Raw genomic sequence first — 20,751 nt, forward strand, 5'->3', positions numbered from 1 at the left:
AACAGGCCATGCAGACCGTGCGGAAGAAGGCGTACGTGATCCTCGACGGCACCGTGCTGCCGATCGACCGCATCGCCGCCGACCGGCCGTACTACGAGGGGAAGAAGAAGCACCACGGCATGAACGTGCAGGTCATCGCCGATCCGGCCGGGCGTTTGATCTGGGCATCGGACGCGCTGCCGGGGGCCACGCACGACCTGACCGCGGCCCGGACCCACGGCATTCCCGCCGCTCTCGCCGCTGACGGCGTCAAGTGCTGGGCGGACAAGGCCTACCAAGGTGCGGGTGCTGCCGTCCGCGTTCCGTTCCGGGGCAAGAACCTTCGCGGCTGGCGCCGGCGTCACAACCGGGACCACGCCAAGATCCGCAGCCTCGGCGAACGCGCCATGGCGATCCTCAAGTGCTGGCGACTCCTGCGGAAGCTCCGCTGCAGCACCACCCGAATCACCGCGGTCGTCCGAGCCGTCGTCGCCCTCGAACTCGCCAGCTGATCAAGATGGAAAAGGCTCATTGTCCACGATCCGGAAGACATGACCGCGCGGTCAGCTGGGGGAGACGGGGTGGGCCCACACCCATGGTGGGCCCACCCCGCCAGTTAGAGGGTCGCCTCGGCCGGCCCCATCAGCAAGTTCCAGATCGGAGTGGCAGACGCGTTCCGAGGTCGACGCAGGTTGGCAATCAACGCCCGCCGCGTTTCCTGCGGGAACACGCCAGCATGATTGAGCTGATTCCAACCTGCTGACGATGTCCGTCAGTTGGGCGGCTCTGCAACGCGATGAAGCTCCTGGTAGGAGGTGTCACGATCAAGATCCACCGTGCCCCACCAGGAGCTTCGCGTGCTTGTCTACCCGTCGTCGATTGATCTGTCCAGCCGCACCCTGCGCTACCTGAGCGCTCAACTGCGTGCCCGGCGGCGGGAGATCGGGACGCGCTGGCGGCGTCTGCCCGCAGGTCGACAGGCCCTGCTCGCCCTGACTCACCTGCGGTACGGCGATACCTATGCCCAGCTCGCCGCCGGATTCCGCATCGGCATCGCGACCGCCTATCGCTACATACGCGAGGTCATCGACGTCCTGGCCGCCCTCGCCCCGACCCTGACCGAGGCGATGAAGACCATCCGGACCAAGGCGTTCGTGATCCTGGACGGCACCCTCCTGCCGATCGACCGGATCGCCGCCGCACCCCGTACTACTCCGGGAAACACAAGCGCCACGGCATGAACGTCCAGGTCCTCACCGATCCGTTCGGTCGGCTGCTGTGGGCGTCCCCCGCCCTGCCCGGGTCCGTCCACGACCTGACCGCCGCACGGACCCACGGGATCATCGACGTGCTCGCCGCGGCCGAGTTGAAGTGCTGGGCGGACAAGGCGTACCAGGGAGCCGGCCACCCCGTCCGTGTCCCGTTCCGAGGCCGTCGGCTCAAGCGATGGAAGCGCCGACACAACAGCACTCACGCCAAGATCCGCTGCCTGGTCGAGCAGACCATGGCGGTCCTGAAGGGCTGGCGACTCCTACGGAAGCTCCGCTGCAGCACCAACCGCATCACCTCGATCGTCCAGGCCATACTCGTCCTCCATCACGCGTCAGCGTGAGGTTGGAAAAGGCTCACTGCCGAACGGGACCAGTTGGCGGCGGACGTGGAAGCCGCTACCGAGGAGGTCGCAATGGTCCGAATGGCTATGGCACAGCTCATGCGGAGCAATGCTCAAGACCTGTGGATCAGCCCCGGTTGGGACGCGGAGGGCGTACCTTCCCGAATGATCCTGTGATGGTCACCGAGTAGGCCCGCGTTACAGCGCGGGTCGGGAAGGCACGCCCGTGCTCAGCGTAGTGAATGCCGACGGTTCCACCGAGTCCGGCTCCCTGATCGACGAGATCGTCCGCGAGGGCGCCCGGCGCATGCTGGCCGCCGCGCTGGAGGCGGAAGTCAACCAGTACATAGCCGAGTTGGCCGCGGAGAAGGACGAGCACGGGCGGCGCCTGGTGGTCCGCAACGGCCACCACCGACCGCGGTCGGTGGTGGCCGCGGCCGGACCGGTCGAGGTCAAGGCCCCGCGGATCAACGACCGGCGCGTGGACGAGACGACCGGCGAGCGAAAGCGGTTCTCCTCGAAAATCCTGGCGCCCTGGTGCCGCAAGTCGCCGAAGATCTCTGAGGTTCTGCCCCTGCTCTACCTGCACGGCCTGTCTTCCGGGGACTTCGTGCCCGCGCTGGAGCAGTTCCTCGGCGGCACCGCCGGCCTGTCCCCGGCCACCGTGACCCGGCTGACCAAGCAGTGGAGCGACGACCACGCCGCCTTCCAAACCCGGGACCTGTCCGACCGGGACTACGTCTACGTGTGGGCCGACGGCGTGCACCCCAAGGTCCGCCTCGGCCAGGCCCACTCGTGCGTCCTGGTCCTGATCGGCGTCCGCCTGGACGGCACCAAGGAGCTCATCGCTCTTGCCGAGGGCCTGCGCGAGAGCACCGAGTCGTGGGCCGACCTGCTGCGTGACTGCCGCCGCCGAGGGATGCGCGACCCCGAGCTGGTGGTCGGGGACGGCGCCATGGGCCTGTGGCGGGCGCTCGCCGAGGTCTTCCCGGCAGCCAGGCCGCAAAGGTGCTGGGTTCACAAAACCCGCAACGTCACGAACTGCCTGCCCAAGTCCGCACAGCCCGGCGCGACGAAGGCGATGCAGGAGATCTACAACGCGGAAGGCCGCACCCACGCCGAGAAGGCGATCGAGGCCTTCGCGCGTGCCTACGGCGCCAAGTTCCCCAAGGCCGTCGCGAAGATAACCGACGACCGGGACGAACTGCTCGCCTTCTACGACTTCCCGGCCGAGCACTGGATCCACCTGCGGACCACGAACCCCATCGAGTCGACCTTCTCCACCGTCAAACTCCGCACCAAGGTCACCCGAGGCGCCGGCAGCCCTGCTGCGGCCCTGGCGATGGTGTTCAAGCTCGTCGAGTCCGCCCAGACCCGATGGCGCGCGATCACCGGCGCCCACCTGGTGCCGCTGGTCCGTGCCGGCGCGCACTTCGAAAACGGCGTCCTGGTTGAGCGGTCCGAGCTGGCAGCATGAACGACATGTTTGAGGCACTCGAAGCACTGACTGACCGCGATCCGGACCGTCGGGACGTCGCCGCCGCCGTCCTCGGGGACCTCCTGCGCGGCGCCGCGCTCGACGCGGACTCCGCTCGCCTGGTCGTCGGATGTCTGGTCGGCGTGGCCGTCAACGAACCGGTGACCAAGGTGCGCGAGTCCGCCCTGAACTCGATCAGCGAGGCGTTCGACCACTACCGCCTGCCTCTGCCCCTCGTCGAGCCGCTGGCGGCAGCCATGCCGGCGATGGAACGCGAACTCCTCGTTCACGCGCTCTACATCCTCGGCGCCACCCATGACCCGCAGGCCCGGCCGCTGATCGAGCCCTTCCTCCATCACCCCGACCCAGAGGTGCGCGAGGAGGCTCGGCTCACAGCAGCCGAGATCACCGCCGTCGAGTCGAAGGGCCTCACCCACAACTCTTGACTATTGCTCGCTCATGCGAGACAACAACCGCTGACGGTATTCGGCGGGCTGTTGGTGGCGAGGTGCTGGCGCTGGCGGTGTGAAGGCATCCGTGCCTGGTTGTGCCTCACGTGCCGTAACTGCTCGTATGACGCTGACCTGCTGAGATGTGTTGACAGCACTAGATAAAGTGGACTGCGACGAAGCTGCGCTGGGGCCTGTCCGCAGATCAGGCCGAGGCCGACGCACTGAAGGTTTACGCGGAGGCTTGCGAGACGACCGTCGTCCACTACACCCCTGCCGAGTGAGATGTGGACGATCTCTTCTACGAGGACGTGCCGCCGGCCGAAGCACGGGTTCCGCTGCTGACGGTTGCAGAGGGGCGAGCGGTGGTCGCGGTGCTTTCGCACTTTGCTGACGACTCCGAGGAAGGACGGGCAGCAGGCGGTCTGGCGCACCAGTTGGCGATGCGGATTCCGTCCCAGGAGTAGAAGTCTCTCGCAAGGACACGTCGGGAGCAGGGTGGCAGCGTGGGCACGCCTACTGTCCGCCACCAGACAGATATCTGATGCGGTTGCGGCCCTGGCACCCCCTCACCGAACCTGCGGTGGTCATTCCGGCAACACGTCCCACCCTGTGAGGACTCACTGTCGTCAAGGCGACCTGCAATCCTCAGCGCCTCGGCCCGAGGAAGCAGGCCGCTGCCCCGCCGGCTCAAGCCTTGTCCATACCAGGTGCCGTACCAGTAGATCGCTGGCCCGTTTCGCTGTGGAGCCGAAGTCGCCTACAAGAGGAAGCCTGGGCGTCCGTCGGCAGCGGTGAAGTCGTAGGTCGTGGCTTCGGACAGGACTCCAAGAGGCGGGTCACCATTCTCGATGATCACAGCCTGGCCGGGAAAGGCGAGCATGTCCTCATAGAAGCGTTCGACAACGGTGGATGTGATGGGCACGTCGGGTAGTTCGGGATCCTGCGGGGTGCTCTTCACTGGCTGTCGGTAGGTGACCACGGGGGAGTCCAGCACGACGAAACCGAGATGGGGGTGGTCTCGTTCGATGCAGGACCGGGCCAGGGATGTCGTGAAGGCCGAATGCAATACAGATCGCACGCCCTTGCCGCGGCCTGCGCGAGGGCGTCCTCCGGCTTGGATCTCTGCGTTGTACTGGTCGTACGTGCTCCGCCCGTGCTCCACCGTCTGACCGCCGGCCGGGCCGCCGTCCGTCACTCCTCGCCCGCCACACGGACGAAAGCGGCCCGGTGTCGGACTCCACCGCCGGCGCGGGGGCTTCGGCCTCCGTCTGCGCGGGGCACCTCGGCCCGGAGGCGTTCCTTCGCCTTGCGCTCGGACCGGTCGACCAGTAGACCGGCCACGAAGTAGCCGAAGAACAGCCCGATGCCGTAGGCCGCGAAGAGATCCGGCTCCGCGAACTGGTTGTTGACGACCGCGCCACCGCCCAACGCCGCGATGACTGTCACGAGATCGGCGATCCTGGACCCGCCGTTCGCACGCCGCAGCGTCCGGTACGCGATCCACCCGATCACCGCCCCGAAGGCCCCGGCCCCCAGAGACTGAGCATGGAAACCTGCACCGGCGCTCCTCACTCCCATCCGTACGCCCCAAGGTACCGGCGTGACAGGGGGCTTGGCGCCCTGCGGAACGGGGAAGAGCGTCAGTGAGGAGGCCGAACGAATGTGACGGGAGCTGTCCACGTCGACCTTCCGAGAAAGGCCGACTGCGTCGTCTCCAGCAGTCCGGCCTGAGCGCACAGGAACGAACTGAACGTGAATTGAGGGGTGTAGTCGAAGGCCTGCAGGTGGCGGTCCGGGCGAGCGACGACCACACCCCACTTATCGGGGTCCGGGTCGGTCGGCGCCCAGGCGCAGAGCCATCCGTCGACCGTCTCTCCCCAGCCGATCATTCCCGCGGGCTCTGGAAACACCGGCGGCACGAATGGATTCCGCGGTACGGCGAAGGCTTCACGTGCCTTGCTGGTCAACAGGTCGTAGAGCCCGAAGCGACCGCTCTCGACAGGGGAGGCGATGTTCACGTCGCAGAATGTTCCGCCACCGAACGTGTCGATGAAGAGCCGGTAGTCGGAGGGGAGTCGGAAACCCAGTTCTGCCTCCACGGTCGACCAGTCGACTCCTTCCTGCTGCTGGTGCGTGTCGATCGCCTCCAGGAGCCGCTGGGGCGCGGATATGGGCGACGATCCCGGAGCCACGGGAATGGAGTCCCAGAACTGACCCGGAGTCGGCGTCGTCGTGGCGCCGGCGTCATGTGCGAATTCCCGGAAGGACGCTTTGCCGTGCTGTGCCGACAGGTGCGTCAGAAAGTCGCTGACAGAACCGTCGAAGGAATTCCAGTGCTGGAATGTCGCGTCGCAGTGGACCACAGTCCACCTGCCCGGCGCCTCTTCCTCGGTGTTCCAGAAGAAGAGTTCACCGAGGGGCCCTTCTCCCCATGGAAGCAAGCCGCCCAATTCCGGGTGCAGGCGATGCCTGTCGGACTCTCGCCGCACATCTTCGAGCCGGTACTCGTAATAGCCCAGGTACTCCGTATCGGAATGCTCGTGGTCTCCCGGCCTGATCAGTCGGACGACTTCCTGGAAGATCCCTCGAGGCGAGTTCTCCGCCAGGTACTTGTAATCGCGGGGCAGTGACAGGCCGACCGATCGCTCGACGGCTTCCCAGTCGAACTCGAAGTAGCGGTGGGGTGTTACTCCATAGACTTCGAGCAGCTCGCCGAGGTCGGCCGGCCTGTCACTCATCTGATCACCTCAGGGGCTAGTGGACGCCGCTCGGCACGTAGCGGGTTCTGGTGTGTCCACTACTGGTCAGCATGAACATCTGGACCCCCGCCGGACGGATATGTCCCGGAGTGTACACCGGGATTGCCGAATAGAACACCCGCTCCTTCATGCCGAGGCGTTCCTCCACTTCCCTCTCGAATTCCCGCATATCCGTCTGATTGGCGTACGGACTCGTCGGGACAATGTTGATGCGCTCGTGGGTGCCACCGAACTCACGTGCCACCAGATGCGCTCGGTCCATACCGGTCTTCCAGCCCACCGGAGTTTGCGGATCAGTGTAATTGATTTTGCTGATGGTGGGGGCCAGACAAGCCCAGGCGCCTGTGGCCCGACCCTTGTCGTCCGGATTGTTGTAGAAGATGGTCGAACCCTTGAAGCTGTCATTCTGACAGTTCTCACCCTCCTGCTGGGTGTTCAGGTTCCAGGACTGCGGCTGCGGAGAGTCGCCCGCGAGGACGCCTGACAGTGCGAGCAGGACCCCCGCGAGGCCGCCGCCGCCGCGGGCTCCGCCGCGCGGCGGTGCCACCGGTCGTGTCGCCGGGGTCTGCACCCTGAGCTGGGGAGCTGTAGCCATCGGAGCGAGGAACGCGAGGCCCGCGCCACCGCCGTTGTAGCTGCCGCAGTCCAGGACCACGAGCGGGCACGATTCCGGCCGCGCCGCGCCAACCGACCAGCCCGTGCTCGTCATCGAGCAGGTGGTGCCCGACTCGTCGCATTCCGCGGGCCTGTGACCGTCGATCTCGATCCGGCTCACCGGGTTGCCGCCCGTGAAGGCATACCGGTTGCCGGTGAAGGGGTCGGACCCGAGCGCCATGTCATCCAGGGCGCCGCTGTACATGTCCCTGGTCGTGAAGCGGTTCAGCCCGGGGTTGTAGTCGCGGAAGCCCATGTCGTAGGTACCCGACTGGGTGTCCCAGCGCTTGGCGTTGAACCGGTAGGGGTTGTACGGCTCCTTGGCCGGATCGGCGGCGTCGGGCTTGTCGATTCCCGTGAAATCCGATTCCTCGGCGTTGCCGAAAGACGTGTAGCCGTATGTGGCCTTGGTGTCGCCTGTCGTGGTCGTGAGGGTCTCGACGTCGGTGTGGCTGTTGTAGCCGTAGTAGCCGTCCTCGGTCGTACCGTCCGTGTTGTGCTTGACCTGGGACAGCCGCTCGCCCCACGGGCTGTACTGGTACGACTTGGTGAGGGCGCCGGCCACGTCCTCGTTCAGCACCTCGTCCGAGAGACCGAGGTAGTCGAACTCGGTGGTCTTGCCGTCCGTGGTCTTGGAGGCCGTGCGGTCCAACGGGTCGAAGACATAGGACGTCTTCTTCATGACGCCGCTGCCGTCGAGCTTTCCGCTCTCCACGACATGGTCGAAACCGTCGTAGACGCTGCGCTCGAGGACCTTGCCGGCGGCGGAGACGGTCTCCTGCCGGCCGAACGGATCGTAGTTGTACGAGAACGTGGTGCCCGAGGCCACCGAGGACAGCAGGCGATTGCGGTCGTACGTGTAGGTGGTCGTCGTGCCCTTGACCGTCTGGCTGACGACGTTCGCGTTGGCATCGTGGACGTAGGTCTCGGTGCCGGCGCCGCTGCCCGTCTTGACCGACCTGGCAAGCCTGTCTGCCGGATCGTAGGTGTAGGCGGTGGTCGATTCGAGGTACGCCGCGTGGTTGTCGGCGTTCATCTTCTTCGACACGTCCTGCGCCTTGTTGCCGTTGGCGTCGTAGGCGTAGGCGTGCGACAGGACGAGGGTGCCGTTGGGCTTCTGCTCGGACTGTGCCTTCACGGCGCCGTCCAGGTAGTACGTGAAGTCGACGACGTTGCCGTTCGCCTTCGTCTCCCTCAGCCGCTGACCCCGGTCGGTGTAGGTGTAGCCGGTGACCTTGGGCGAGCTGTCCGTGGCGGACTTGCCGACCGACACCGTCTTGACCAGTTCCCGCAGGTCGTAGGTGTACCGGGAGAACTGGTCGGGGTGGATGACGGTCTCGGGCTGGCCATTGGCGTCGTAGGTGTAGGAGGTGGCCTTCTTCTCCTGACCGGCGAGCGCCTCGGTCACCTTCTGGACCTGGTTCTGTCCGGTGTAGGCGATGGTGTACGCGTCGATCCCCGCACCCGACGAGGTGTCGTCGATCGACGTCAGGTTGCCATTGGCGTCATAGGCGTACGCGAAGGCCCTCTTCTCCGTGTCGGTGGCACCCGACGTGTTCCGGACCAGTTTGACTCCGTCGGCGACGACCGATCCGGCCGCGTTCTGGAACAGCTGGAGCTTGGCCGCGTTGCCCTGGGTGAACGCGAAGGAACCCAGGCTGACCCAGGTGCCAGGTGTGACGTTCTGATCCAACATCTTGTCCGTCACACCGATGGAGTGCGTGACCGTGTACTTCGCAGCGGTCGCGGCGCCGGTGACCTGAGGGACCCTGACGTACGCGGTGTACGTGCCGTCCTGGGGGATGTTGAGGGTCCACGTGAAGGAGTCCGCGCCAGTGCCGGCGGCGTGGACCTGGTGGTCGTAGCCCTGCTGGCCCGTGACGTCGCCCTTCGACCATGTGCCGGTGGACGAGGTGTTCTGGGTGTCGGAGTTGTCGACCAGGACCACGCCGGTGCCGACCGGCACGCCCTCGTCCGTCCGGGACTTGAGCTTGCCGTCGGGATAGTAGGCCCATCCCATGGTTCGCGACGCGGAACCACCGGCCGACGTCAAGGTGCGGGCGGTCTGCTTGCCCAGCTCGTTGTAGTCGTACGTGGTGCTGATGTCCCAGGGATCGGTGGAGGACCTGGTCCAACCGTTGTCGAAGTACGTGAAGACGGTGTCGTTGCGGACGGACTGCCCCTCAGACGGCGGCAGTGACGTCTTCGAGACCCGACCCACTTCGTCGTAGTACGTCTCCGTCCAGACCTGCTCGTTGTAGCGGGCGTCGGCAGGGTCGTACGGCTGGATCTGCCTCTTGGGCCGGTTCAGTGCGTCGTATGTCGTCTCCGCGGTGAAATCGGTCGTCGCGGCGGTGTTCACACCACGCGGTGTGACCGTCTTCGTGCGGTTGCCGACCTGGTCGTACTCGAACTTGGTCGTTCGGTACGTGATCGAGGTGGTGCCGTCGTGTGGCGTCCTGACCTCGACCTGCTTGCCGCGCTGGTCGTTGGTGATGACCGCGGTGTTGTTCTCGGCATCCGTCGTGGAGACGACCAGGGAGTCCTTGTCGTAGGACGTTTTGGTGGTCTTGCCCGCGGCGTCGGTGGCCTCGATCGCCCGATGGTTGAGGTCGTAGACGGTCTTGGACGTGTAGTCGGTGGCGTCCGCGGTCGCGTTCTTCTTCGGGTCGATGACAGCGGTGACATTGCCGACGTTGTCGTAGACGTACGACAACCTGTCGCCGGCGGCGTTGACCACCGAGGTCAGCTGGTCGATCTCGTCGTAGAAGTTGCTGGTCCTGTAGTCGTTCGGATCAGCAGCGGTCAGTGTGCCCTTCGGCTCGGTGGCGGAGGTGACGGCCCCCACCTTGTTGTAGGTGTAGGTCGACGTCTTCTCTGGCGAGGTCGGCGTGTCCTTGGGCGCCGAGGCCGAGATCACCTGGTCGGCCGAGTCGTACACCGCCGTGGAGACCGCACCGTTGGGCGCGGTAGCCGTGGTGATGTTGTCATTGGCGTCGTATACAGGTGCGGGCGTGGTGTGGAAGACCCCGGCGCGCTGCTCCTTCGGCACGGTCTTGACGAGCGGGCGTCCGTACACGTCGTACGTCTGTGTGGACTTCTTGCCCAACGGGTCGGTGGCCTCGGTGACCTGGCCTCGCACGTCATAGACGAATGAGGTCGGCCGGCCGAGTGCGTCGGTGATCGTCTCCGGGTAACCGCTAGGCCCGAAGCCGCTGTTGGTGGTCGGGTTGCCGTTGGCGTCGGTGGCCTTGGTCAGCTGTCCGTAGGAGTCGTACTCGTACGACGTCGTGTAGTCACCGGCCGTCGTGGTAGCGACGCCCTTGGGGTCGGTGACCGTCTTCAGGTTGCCGAAGGTGTCGTAGCCGAACTGCCACTTCCGGCCCTCGGGTGAGGTCTTGGTGAACAGGTCGGCGGAGTAGCCGTCCAGGCGTGTCTGGTAGGTGTACTGCTGGGAGTTGGCCGGGTAGGTGCCGGGGGCACACTCCGAGGGCGCCGGGACGCCGGCCTTGTTGTTCTCGGCGTCCCGCTGCCAGAGGGGGTAGCCCGTCTTCTGGTCGTAGCAGTACGCGGTCTTGGCGCCGTTGGCCTCTTCGAGGTACGTGACGTTGTTGTCGGCATCCCAGGCCAGCTTGCTCGTCTGGGACTTGGCGTTGGTCACCTGGACAGGCCGACCGAAGTCGTCCGTCACCTGATCTGTCGCGTGGTTCTCGGCGTCGGTGACCTCGGTGTCGGTGAACTTGTCGTTGCCGGTGTTCACCGCGTACGAGAAGCCGGTGGTGCCCTGGAGACGGTCGGTGATCGTCTTGGTCCACCAGTGGTACTTCGGGTCGTCGCCGGCCTGCGGCGCGTAGTACGCCATGGAGGTGGCGTTGCCGCGCGGGTCGGTCGCCTTGACCAGCTTGACGTTCTTGTTGCCCTGGGTGGCGTCGTACTCGAAGGCGAAGACCTTCGGCTGGGTGGATCCGGCGCCGTCGGTGAGCTGGGTGAGCAGTCCCTTGTCGGAGTACGCGAAGGTGATCTTGCGGCCGGAGATGTCGGTCATCGACTTGATGTGGTCGATGATCTTCGGGTTGGAGCTGTCGGCCTTGGAGTAGTACTCGACCGTCAGCGACTGACGGCCGGCCGGGTCGGTGATGTACGTGAGGAACTTGGTCGGCTTGTTGTTGGACTTGCGTTCCTCGTACGTGTACGTCTGGGTGTTGCCGTTCCTGTCGACCGCCGACGTCATGTAGCCGTCGCAGCCGAACAGGAACCGGGTGCCGTCGGGACGGGTCATCGTCCAGGCGTCCGGGACCGGGTCCTTGAGCGGGGTGCAGTCCAGGCCGGGCTTGGCCGTCAGCTTGTAGTGGACGCCCGCCGGGGCCTTCCACGCGTTGGCTGTCGCGTCCCAGCGGAAGACGTGGGTCGTACCGTCACCGTCCGGGAGACGGATCTCGGTCGGGTTCGGCTTGGGGTGGAAGTCCAGCGGCGCGCCGAGCCGGATCGGGCCGGAGGCCTGGAAGGACCATCCGTGACCGGAGACGGTGTCGGAAGTGTCGAGGCTGTTGTACGCGAACCGGGCGAAGGTGGTGACACCACGGCCTGGGTTGGTGAACGCGTTGTACTGCCAGACACTGTTGCCCGACGCCAGGTTGTTCATGACGGTCGAGCCGGCACCGGTGTTCTTGCCCGTGTAGGAGTAGAACTTCTCCAGGCCGAGCTGGTTGGAGGTAGGGTCCTCCACGGCCACGTTCTGCTTGAGACCGGGGATGCCGGAGGTGCCCGAGGTCCAGGTGCCGGTGGTCTTGTTGTAGACGTCCCAGGTCAGGACGTAGTCGGTGCGCTTGTTGCCGTTGTCCGAGTTGATCGGGGTCTTCACCACGGCCTTGAGGTCGACGCTGTCACCGGGGGCGACGGTCGACGGAAGGGCCGTCTGCACCTGGTTGCCGCCGGTGGTCACGTCGGTGCCGTCGGGCAGCGTCCACTTGTAGGTGAGGACGTGATCGGCCGCGTTCCAGGTGGAGGCGGTGGTGTTGGTGAGGGTGAAGTCGACCGTGTAGTCGGTGTTCGGCGTCATCCGGGCCGGGGTCTGCGGCGCGTAGTACGTCGACTCGGTGGTGGAATCGATGTACGTGACGACGATGCGCGGACGCAGGCGCTGCTCGGTGCCCTCGGAGGACAGGAAGAGAGTCCGCTCCTGGGAGGCGGTCTCGTCGGCCATCTTGAGGAGCACGCCCTGCTGGGAGGCGGGGGTGGTCACCCAGGACTGTGCGAGGGAGGTGATGCTCCAGTCGTGGCGGGCGGGGTCGTTGGTCTTCGCGCCGGTGTCGCCCGCGACGGCGCCGAAGTCGCCGCCCGGCGTGGTCCAGTTGGTGGTGGCGTTGGACTTGACCCAGGTGGCGGTGGCCTCGTCGAAGTCACGGTTGAGCGGTCGGAGCTCGTAGACGGCGCCGGTGGTGTCCTGGGCGGTCTGGGTGGACCACAGGCGTACCTTGGCGTCCAGGACCCGGGCGGTGGCGGGGATGCCGAGGGCCGGGAACTTCAGGACCGCGCGGGTGTCGCCGTAGGTGGCGGAGTTGTTGCCGACGCTGAGCCAGTTCTTCGGGCCGCCGTCGTCGATCGTGTCATGGGTCGACGTGGTCCGGGCCGAGGACAGGGTGGTGTCCTGCGTCGCGTCCAGCACCTTCGTCGTACGGCCGGCCTTCGGCAGGCGGACGAGCTGCGTGGGCGCCGCGACGACCTGCCCGTCCTTCGTCTTGACCGCGACCATGTAGTAGTACGCGCGGCCGAACGGGTCGGGGTCATCCCCCTTCGTCGGCGTCGCCGAGGAGTCCGTGAACGCCGTCGTCCCCGGCGCGACCGGAGCCACGAGGGTGGCGGCGGAGGGGGTGAAGGTCTGGCTGATGGAGCGGTGGACCTGGTACTCGACGAGGTCGTCACCGGTCACGACCGGATCCTTGTCCTGGTACGCGGACCAGGACAGCTCCGCACCCGTGTCATGAATGGTGGTCGGAGCGGCGAGATCGACACCTTGACGACCATAGGTCAGCACGAGGCGGGGGTAGTTGGCGGTCTCGCCGCCGTACCCGAACTCACTGCCCTCGTAACGGGGCCCGCCCTTGGGACCGTTCGCGGACTCGTCACCGGCCTTGATGACGAAACCGTTGTTGGCATAGGTGCCGTCGACCCACTGCTGGACCGTCTTGGTCACCGGGAAGGAATGCCAGACGTTGAGCTCACCGGACTGCTTGGTGACCACACCACCCTTGGTGAACCGCACGGCATCCGCAATGACCGAGGTCGCGGTCGTGACGGGCCCGTCACCGAGAACGACCTTGCCGAGCGTGCCGGCCTTGAAAGGATGCGAACCAAGCGTCTTCCAGACTCCGGCCGTACCGGCCTGCTGGTTGACCGTGTACGCCTTGCTCCCACCGTCATAGGTGACGGTGTACGGGGCGTTCGCGGCACGGTCGGACGCCGGGACGTAGTGCGTCTCGACCTGGTACGTACCGTCCTCGGGAAGACTCGGCTGCCAGGCATAGGTGTCACCCGCGACCGAATCCTTGTTGTACATGTACGTCTGGTTCACCGCGTACTGCGTGTACGCCGTGTTCCCCGACGCAGGCCACGCACCCACCGCGGCCGTACGCCCGGCCTCCCCGTTGTCCACGACAACCGAGGTACCCGACAGCTCACCGGTGAACGTGTTCGCACTGTTCCACGTGGCCGTCTCCTCGCTCCACGCGCTGGTGGCGCGGTGCGCCTCCAGCTGGACCTCGGAGTCACCTGTGGTGTGGAACTGGTCGAAGTACAGCTTCAGATCAGCCGAATCGATCTTCGTCCCGGCCGGAATACTGCCCACGGGGAACCGCAGCAGCGCACGCGAAGCGCCCGTGCTGGTGTTACCGACCGACAGACGCCAGTTGTCCTTGTAATTCGTCGCAGGACCGTCCGACGAGATCATCACGTCCTGCGCCGTGGACGGCGTCGGAGCGATCGAGATCGTCGGATCGATGGTGACCGGATACTGCCGCTCAGGGGCGGCCAGCCACTTCGCGTCCGGCGTGACCGTCAGCTCCCAGCCCTTACCGGCCCGCGTCAGCTTCTGCTGCACGGCAGAGCTGTAGCCGGTACCGTACGGAGCCCTGGCGTCCTTCTTCGCGTCCGTCATGAACGCCGCAGGGATCACCAGAACCGGATCCGCGCCCTCACCGAAGAACGAGACCGAACCGTCTTTGTTCGCCTTCGGCGACAGACCGCCCGCGTCCAGGGTGAAGGTGAAGGAGACGGGACCGGACGGCTTCGCGTCCAGGACGATGTTCTCCTTCACCCGGCCCGGACCGACCTCGTACGACAGATCCGCACCCGACACCGCGTCCTTGTACATGACCGTGTCGCCCTTGGCCACCGGCGCGAGCTTCCCCGCACCCTTCAGACCGAGAGTCACCGTGTGATCGCCGGCCTGGAAGCGCAGCAACCGCTCCGCATCCGAGCCGAACCAACTGCTCGCCGCGTTCGTCGTGTTGGCGAAGGCGAAGCCCTTGGCGTCGGACGGGACGACCGTCGGGTCGATGTCCTTCCACGACTTCCCCGCCCGGTAGCCGGTCGGAACCGCCGACACCTCGGCCTGCACCCGGCCGTCGGACAGCATCCAGTACCGCGCGTTCGCCGTCCGCTTGCCCGTCAGCTCGGCAACCCGCTTCGGCTTGCCCGCCGCCTTACCCACCGGCAGCTTCTCCCGGCTGGGTATCTCCGATCTGTCGTCCGACGGCGGATTCGCGTCCTGCCGTTCATCGTCCGAGAACCAGCCCAGAGCCGTTTCGAAGACGCCCTTGCCGTCGTCCTGACCGGGCGGCCCGGGGGGTGGTGCCGCATACGCGACCTGCGGCAGTAGCGTTCCCGCCACCGCCGACACCACCAGACAGGAGACGTACCTCCTGTAGGAGCTTCGCACCTCGATGCCTTTCCGTACGGCGGGCCGGATCCCGTGCATGCGAAAAGCCTCCGCACAACGGAAAGACGGCACGCCGAATGAGCCTGCCGGAGGTTTCCGACACGCTTGGAGCAGTGCCGCGCCCTGCAGGCCCGCACATACGTGAGTTCGAGCCCGCTAGTACGGCGCACGGATCTTGAACACTGAGGTGATGGTCTGTCAACCGACCAGACATCCCGGGGCATTGAACGCAGCGAGGCATGTACTTCGCCCTCTTCGATGAGTTGCTTGACGACTTCGACGGAAGTGATGGCGCACGAGACCAAACCCATGAGAGCGTCGAGAAGGGGTGACTTCCGGAAGTTTGGACAGGTCCGGCGTGATCGCGGGAACCCGTAGTACAGCGTGGAGCCGCCGGTCCCGGTGATGCCGCGACCTCACCGCGGAGGCGAAGGCGGGCAAGCTTGGCCCGGTCGTCGGACGAGCCGAGGAAATCGACGACGGTCCATTCCGGCTCGCCGGCCGAAAGCCTGAGTTCGAGACGCTCCAGAGCGCGGGAGAGAGTGGCGTCCCCGGCGACCCCGATCTCTCCTTGGAGGACGTCGCTTCCGATGGAGAACTTCTCCAGGTACCCCTCGTTGATGTCATCCAGGGCAGCCGTCCCGGCCCTGTTGGAGCGGATGTGGTGCTCGGCACGACGCAGGGATGCCGACCAGCGTGCTGACCGAGTCATCGCCGGCTGCGAAATCGTCCGTGCCCTCGGCCTTCATCGTGGGATATCCGGCGAGGATCTGCGACAGCCGGGACCCCCGACCGGCCCGCCCCCCTCGGCGTCACGAAGCGGGCGAAGGTACGTCGCCTTCAAGTGCTCCCGCGCCTTGCCGTCCAGCGTGGGCCCCTCGCCATTCGGACCCGTACGAGTCGTGACCGAAACGCGATGTGGGGGCAAGGAATCCATCAACTCGGCCCTGAAGCTGATGTACAGGGATGACGTTCCCTTCGCGTCGGTCGTCAGGTGCTCGAGGAAGATCCCCTGCTCCTCCTCCGAGAGGTCTTTGAAGCGACAGGTGATCGTGAAGAAATCCGCGCGCCCGCCTGGCGCAACGTGGAAATCGTCCTTGGTGACACGGTAGAAATCCGCAGCTGTCGTCAGGAGGCACAGTCGAATGGCGTCAACGACGGCCGTCTTGCCCGCGTCGTTCTCGCCCAGGAGGACGGTTACACCGGGCGTCAGCTCCAGTTCGAGCGCATCTCCCGTCTCCTCGGGTGATCTCCGGGCGCCGAAGACACGGAAGTTCTCAGCCGTCAGCGTGGCCAGATACACGGCACCCCCACCGAAGGGCCGGCGCCACAGGTGGGCACCGGCGCATCCCCCGCGCCCCACTCCCCAGTTGTGCGCGGCTATTCGGGAATCGTACGACTCAAGCGGCCTCCGTGAACGGCTGTCCGACCCACGGGGCCGGTAGCGCCCCCACGGGGGTCGCAACCTACGCCCCCCTTGGCGCATCCATCGGAGCCCGGTCTGTCGCAGATGTCGGAGTTCAACGCTGCGTAGTCAGCACCAAGTCAGCACGGGAGGGGTTGGCAGGGGTGCTGACATGGGATTTCAGTCAGCACCAAACCAGCACGGGAGTCAGCAGCCCGCCACCAAAACGTGCCCGATCAGTGCAACCCGGACAGCCCCTCTCCCGGCCCCTCTCGGGACTTCGGCAGGGTCGCAACAGCAGGCCATGGAGGCCGGGCGCACACGGCCCGCCCGAACTATGGTGTCCCACCACATACGTCCCTGACCTGCATCTTCCTACGGTGTGGCGACACGAAAACGTCCCCGCACTTGCCTGGAAGTGGTGCACATGGCCGCCGCAACACCCTCCCCGACCCCGCCCGGTTCCCTCAAGAGAATCGTCGCCGCCAGTCTCATCGGGACCACCATCGAGTGGTACGACTTCTTCCTCTACGGGTCCGCCGCGGCGCTCGTGTTCAACAAGCTGTTCTTCCCCGAGTCCGACCCGCTCGTCGGGACCCTGCTGTCCTTCCTCACGTACGCCGTCGGGTTCGCCGCCCGGCCGCTCGGGGCGCTGGTGTTCGGGCACTACGGGGACCGGCTCGGGCGGAAGAAGCTGCTCGTGCTGAGCCTGCTCCTGATGGGTGGGGCGACGTTCGCCATCGGTCTGCTGCCGACCCACGCCACCGTCGGCTCCGCCGCTCCGGTGCTGCTGACCGTCCTGCGCCTCGTGCAGGGGTTCGCGCTCGGCGGTGAGTGGGGCGGGGCCGTGCTCCTCGTCTCCGAGCACGGGGACGCGAAGCGGCGCGGGTTCTGGGCCTCGTGGCCGCAGACCGGCGCGCCGGCCGGGCAGTTGCTCGCGACCGGTGTGCTGTCCGCGCTCACCGCGCTGCTCTCGGACGCCGCCTTCACCTCCTGGGGCTGGCGCGTTCCGTTCCTGCTCTCCGGCGTCCTCGTGATCGTCGGACTCTGGATCCGGCTCTCCGTCGACGAGTCGCCCGTCTTCAAGGCCGCGCTCGCCGCCGCCGCCGAGCGCAAGGCCGATGCCGGGCAGGCCGAGAAGATGCCGCTGGTCGCGGTGCTCCGCCACCACTGGCGGGACGTGCTCATCGCGATGGGCGCCCGCATGGCCGAGAACATCTCGTACTACGTGATCACCGCGTTCATCCTCGTCTACGCGACCACCCAGGTCGGCCTCTCCAAGCAGACCGCCCTGAACGCCGTCCTCATCGGCTCCGCCGTCCACTTCGCCGTGATCCCGCTCTGGGGCGCGCTCTCCGACCGGCTCGGCCGCCGGCCGGTGTACCTCATCGGCGCGGTCGGCGTCGGCGCGTGGATGTTCCCGTTCTTCACGCTGATCGACCGGGGCACCTTCGGCTCCCTGCTGCTGGCCGTGACCGTCGGCCTGGTCCTCCACGGGGCGATGTACGCACCGCAGGCCGCCTTCTTCTCCGAGATGTTCGCGACCCGGATGCGTTACTCCGGTGCCTCCATCGGCGCGCAGTTCGCCTCCGTGGCCGCCGGTGCCCCGGCGCCGCTGATCGCGACGGCGCTGCTCGCCGACTACGGCGACTCGACGCCGATCGCCCTGTACGTGATCGCCGCCGCGCTGCTCACCGTCGTCGCCATCGCCTGTGCCAAGGAGACCCGCGACCGCGACCTCGGCGAGATCGAGGAGCGGACCCCCCGGAAGCCCCGGGTCGGCGCCGACGTCTGACGGAGGGAGACGAGGAGCCCGGTGTCCCGCTCGGTCCGAGCGGGACACCGGGCTCTTCGCGCGTCACTTCCCCGGGACCGCGGCCGAGAGCGCGTGCAGGCGCAGGGCCAGCTGGATCTCCAGTGTGCGGGACGGGGACTGCCAGTCCGGGCCGAGGAGCCGGCCGACGCGTTCCAGGCGCTGGGCCACCGTGTTGACGTGGACGTGGAGTTCGTCCTTGGTACGGGCCGGGCTCATGCCGCTGGCGAAGTAGGCGTCGAGGGTGCGGACGAGGTCCGTGCCGCGGCGGCGGTCGTACGCGACGACCTGGCCCACGGTCCGGTCGACGAAGCCGTCGATGTCCCGGCTGTCGGCGAGGAGCAGGCCGAGGAAGCCCAGGTCCTCGGCGGCCGCGCCCTGGCCGGAGCGGTGCAGGAGGCGGAGCGCGTCGAGGCAGCGGCGGGCCTCCTCGTACGCGACGGCGACCTGGTCCGGGTGGTCCAGGGGCGCTCGTACGGGAGCGGAGGCGCCGACGGTGACCGGCTCGCGCAGGGTGCCGCCGAGGTGGCGAGCGGTCTGGCGGGCCAGGTCGGCGGCGCTCTCGCCGGGGCCGAGCGGCAGCAGCAGGACCGCTCCTCCGTCGCGGGTGGAGGCGAGTCCGTGCCGGGTGGCGGCGAGGTGGGAGGCGGCCGCCCCGAGGCGCCGCCGGTCGGCGCTCTCCCGGCTGCCGGCGTCGGTGTCGGCGGTGCCGTCGGCCCGGTCGATGCGCGCGGCGAGCACGACGTGGGGTGCGTCGCTGTCGGTACGGAGCCGGGCGGCGCGCTCCCGCAGGAGGCGGCGGTCGCGGTCGGGGGCGTCGAGGAGGTCGTCGAGGAGTTCGCCCCGTACCCGCTGCTCGGCCTCGCCCGCCGAGCGGCGGGCGAGCAGCAGCAGGGAGGTCACGAGCGCGGCCCGCTCCAGGGTCCGCTGGTCGACGGGGTCGAGGTCGGGCCGGCCGCGGAGCACGAGCGCGCCGAGGGTCTCGCCGCCGGCGGAGACGGCCGCCACCCAGTCGTCGCCCTCGCGGACGGCGTGGCCCTCCGCGCGGCGGACCGATCCGGCGTCCGCCTCGGCGAAATCGACGGTGCCGCCGAGGACTTCGGAGACCGCGTCGGCCACGTCGTGGACGCCGCCGCCGTGCAGGACGAGCTCGGAGAGCCGGTCGTGGACCTCGGAGGCGCGCTCGATGACGCCGCTGTGCTCGCGGATGATGTCGTTGGCCCGTTCCAGTTCGGCTAGGGCCGAGCGCGTCTCGGCGAGGAGGTTGGCCGTGTCGATGGCGACGGCGGCGTGCGCGGCGAAGGAGCCGAGCAGCGCGACCTGTTCGCGTTCGAAGACCCTGGCCCTGCGGTCGGCGGCGAAGAGGACGCCGATGACCTGGCTGCCGAGGCTGAGCGGCACGCCGAGGATGGCGACGAGGCCCTCGTCCCGTACGGCCGTGTCGATCGTCCGGGTGTGCTGGAAGCGCGCGTCGTCGAAGTAGTCGTCCGTGACGTACGGGCGGGCGGTCTGGGCGACCAGCCCGCCGAGCCCCTCTCCCATGCCCAGCCGCAGCTGCTGGAAGCGCGCGGAGACGGAGCCGTCGGTGACCCGCATGTAGGTGTCGCCCGCGGACTGGTCGTTGAGGCTGAGATAGGCGACCTCGGTGCCGAGGAGCGAGCGGGCGCGCTGGACGATCGCGCGCAGCACGGCGTCCAGGTCGCGGAGTCCCGCGAGGTCGTGGGCGGTCGCGAAGAGCGCGGACAGTTCCGCCTCGCGGCGCCGTCGTCCCTCCAGCTCGGCCCGGACGCGCAGGGCGAGCAGTTTGGCCTCTTCGAGCTCGGCCAGCGCCTCGGGGCCCGCGCCGCTCGCACGGGCGAGCAGCACGGGCCGGTCGTAGGCCTCCGTCGCGGCTCCTCGGGCGAGGAGTTCCAGGTAGGAGACGTGTTCGTGGGACATGGACACAGGGATACCTGCCGAACGTGTGGTCGCACCACCCCTGTGGACAACCTGCTCCGCGGTATCCGCAGGGGTGTCCCTCAGTGGGCGGTCCAGCCGCCGTCGAGGGTGAGCGAGGTGCCGGTGATGAACGAGGCCTGCGGGGTGCAGAGGTAGAGGACGGCCTCGGCGACCTCTTCGGGTTCGATGAGCCGCTTGAGCACCGAGTCCTTGAGCAGCACCTCGGCGAGGACCCGTTCCCGGGGGATGCCGTGGGCGGTGGCCTGGTCGGCGACCTGCCGCTCGACGAGCGGGGTGCGGACGTAGCCGGGGTTGACGCAGTTGGAGGTGACGCCGTGCGGCGCGCCTTCGAGGGCGGCGGTCTTCGAGAGGCCTTCCAGGCCGTGTTTGGCGGCCACATAGGCGGACTTGAAGGCGGAGGCGCGCAGCCCGTGCACGGAGGAGACGTTGACGATCCGCCCCCAGCCCTGGGCGTACATGTGCGGCAGCGCGCCCCGGATGAGTCGGAACGGCGCCTCCAGCATCACCGTGAGCACGGTGTGGAAGACGTCCGGCGGGAAGTCCTCGATGGGGCGGACGAGCTGGAGTCCGGCGTTGTTCACGAGGATGTCGGCCCCCGCGGCCGCGGCCTCGGCCGCGTCCAGGTCGGTGAGGTCGAGGAGCCGGGGTTCGACGCTTCCGGCGTAGCCGGTGGCCTGTCCCGCCAGGGTCTCCAGGCCCTCGGCC

12 protein-coding genes and 1 pseudogene are annotated in these 20,751 nt (G+C 67.4%); 6 read left to right on the forward strand and 7 right to left on the reverse strand.

Translation table 11 applies throughout. From position 1 onward, the window contains the following. From ACWFR1_RS06735 to ACWFR1_RS06755, 5 genes and pseudogenes are all read left to right on the forward strand, one after another. Nucleotides 1–491 (forward strand): transposase family protein (locus ACWFR1_RS06735; protein WP_453547274.1); only part of this gene is annotated, 491 nt, incomplete at its 5' end. A gap of 345 nt (nt 492–836) precedes the next feature. Continuing rightward, nucleotides 837–1,591 (forward strand): annotated as a pseudogene (locus tag ACWFR1_RS06740) (transposase family protein). Between the two features lie 226 nt (nt 1,592–1,817). After that, nucleotides 1,818–3,068, forward strand: coding sequence for an IS256 family transposase (locus tag ACWFR1_RS06745; protein ID WP_453547276.1), 1,251 nt, complete (start codon nt 1,818–1,820; stop codon nt 3,066–3,068). A gap of 5 nt (nt 3,069–3,073) precedes the next feature. Then, the gene (locus ACWFR1_RS06750; RefSeq protein ID WP_453547279.1) at nt 3,074–3,514 is read left to right on the forward strand and encodes a HEAT repeat domain-containing protein; all 441 of its coding nucleotides are present in this window, start codon (nt 3,074–3,076) and stop codon (nt 3,512–3,514) included. A 290-nt stretch (nt 3,515–3,804) separates the two neighbouring features. Then, on the forward strand, nt 3,805–3,984 hold the full coding sequence (locus ACWFR1_RS06755; protein ID WP_453547280.1) for a hypothetical protein: 180 nt from the start codon (nt 3,805–3,807) through the stop codon (nt 3,982–3,984). A 293-nt stretch (nt 3,985–4,277) separates the two neighbouring features. Here ACWFR1_RS06755 and ACWFR1_RS06760 read toward each other — a convergent pair whose 3' ends face one another. The 5 genes from ACWFR1_RS06760 to ACWFR1_RS06780 form a co-directional block, all read right to left on the reverse strand. After that, nucleotides 4,278–4,478 carry a hypothetical protein gene (locus tag ACWFR1_RS06760; protein WP_453547282.1) on the reverse strand — a complete coding sequence of 67 codons (201 nt, stop codon included), beginning with the start codon at nt 4,476–4,478 and terminating at the stop codon, nt 4,278–4,280. A 233-nt stretch (nt 4,479–4,711) separates the two neighbouring features. Continuing rightward, nucleotides 4,712–4,966, reverse strand: a complete 255-nt coding sequence (locus ACWFR1_RS06765) for a hypothetical protein (RefSeq protein WP_453547284.1) — start codon at nt 4,964–4,966, stop codon at nt 4,712–4,714. Nucleotides 4,967–5,160: 194 nt separating this feature from the next. Continuing rightward, nucleotides 5,161–6,258, reverse strand: coding sequence for an SMI1/KNR4 family protein (locus tag ACWFR1_RS06770; protein ID WP_453547287.1), 1,098 nt, complete (start codon nt 6,256–6,258; stop codon nt 5,161–5,163). Nucleotides 6,259–6,274: 16 nt separating this feature from the next. Then, entirely contained in the window at nt 6,275–14,908 is an 8,634-nt protein-coding gene (locus ACWFR1_RS06775; protein WP_453547289.1) for a golvesin C-terminal-like domain-containing protein, read from the reverse strand. 706 nt (nt 14,909–15,614) lie between these two features. Then, complete coding sequence (locus ACWFR1_RS06780; RefSeq protein WP_453547292.1) at nt 15,615–16,172, reverse strand: AAA family ATPase; 558 nt, start codon at nt 16,170–16,172, stop codon at nt 15,615–15,617. 529 nt (nt 16,173–16,701) lie between these two features. Here ACWFR1_RS06780 and ACWFR1_RS06785 point away from each other — a divergent pair. Beyond that, on the forward strand, nt 16,702–18,069 hold the full coding sequence (locus ACWFR1_RS06785; protein WP_453547294.1) for an MFS transporter: 1,368 nt from the start codon (nt 16,702–16,704) through the stop codon (nt 18,067–18,069). A gap of 63 nt (nt 18,070–18,132) precedes the next feature. Here the strand turns inward: ACWFR1_RS06785 and ACWFR1_RS06790 are convergent, their stop codons facing one another. Together ACWFR1_RS06790 and ACWFR1_RS06795 are read right to left on the reverse strand one after the other, a co-directional pair. Beyond that, on the reverse strand, nt 18,133–20,025 hold the full coding sequence (locus ACWFR1_RS06790) for a helix-turn-helix domain-containing protein (protein ID WP_453547296.1): 1,893 nt from the start codon (nt 20,023–20,025) through the stop codon (nt 18,133–18,135). Between the two features lie 80 nt (nt 20,026–20,105). Then, nucleotides 20,106–20,751 (reverse strand): SDR family oxidoreductase (locus ACWFR1_RS06795; protein WP_453547298.1); only part of this gene is annotated, 646 nt, incomplete at its 5' end.

It is taken from the genome of Streptomyces sp. NPDC055103 (assembly GCF_053607625.1).

What these genes read in the sequence shown, in the direction of transcription:
- ACWFR1_RS06770 (WP_453547287.1), bottom strand. Translation starts at nt 6,258, where the DNA reads ATGAGTGACAGGCCGGCCGACCTCGGCGAGCTGCTCGAAGTCTATGGA.
- ACWFR1_RS06750 (WP_453547279.1), top strand. Translation starts at nt 3,074, where the DNA reads ATGTTTGAGGCACTCGAAGCACTGACTGACCGCGATCCGGACCGTCGG.
- ACWFR1_RS06775 (WP_453547289.1), bottom strand. Translation starts at nt 14,908, where the DNA reads ATGCACGGGATCCGGCCCGCCGTACGGAAAGGCATCGAGGTGCGAAGC.
- ACWFR1_RS06785 (WP_453547294.1), top strand. Translation starts at nt 16,702, where the DNA reads ATGGCCGCCGCAACACCCTCCCCGACCCCGCCCGGTTCCCTCAAGAGA.
- ACWFR1_RS06790 (WP_453547296.1), bottom strand. Translation starts at nt 20,025, where the DNA reads ATGTCCCACGAACACGTCTCCTACCTGGAACTCCTCGCCCGAGGAGCC.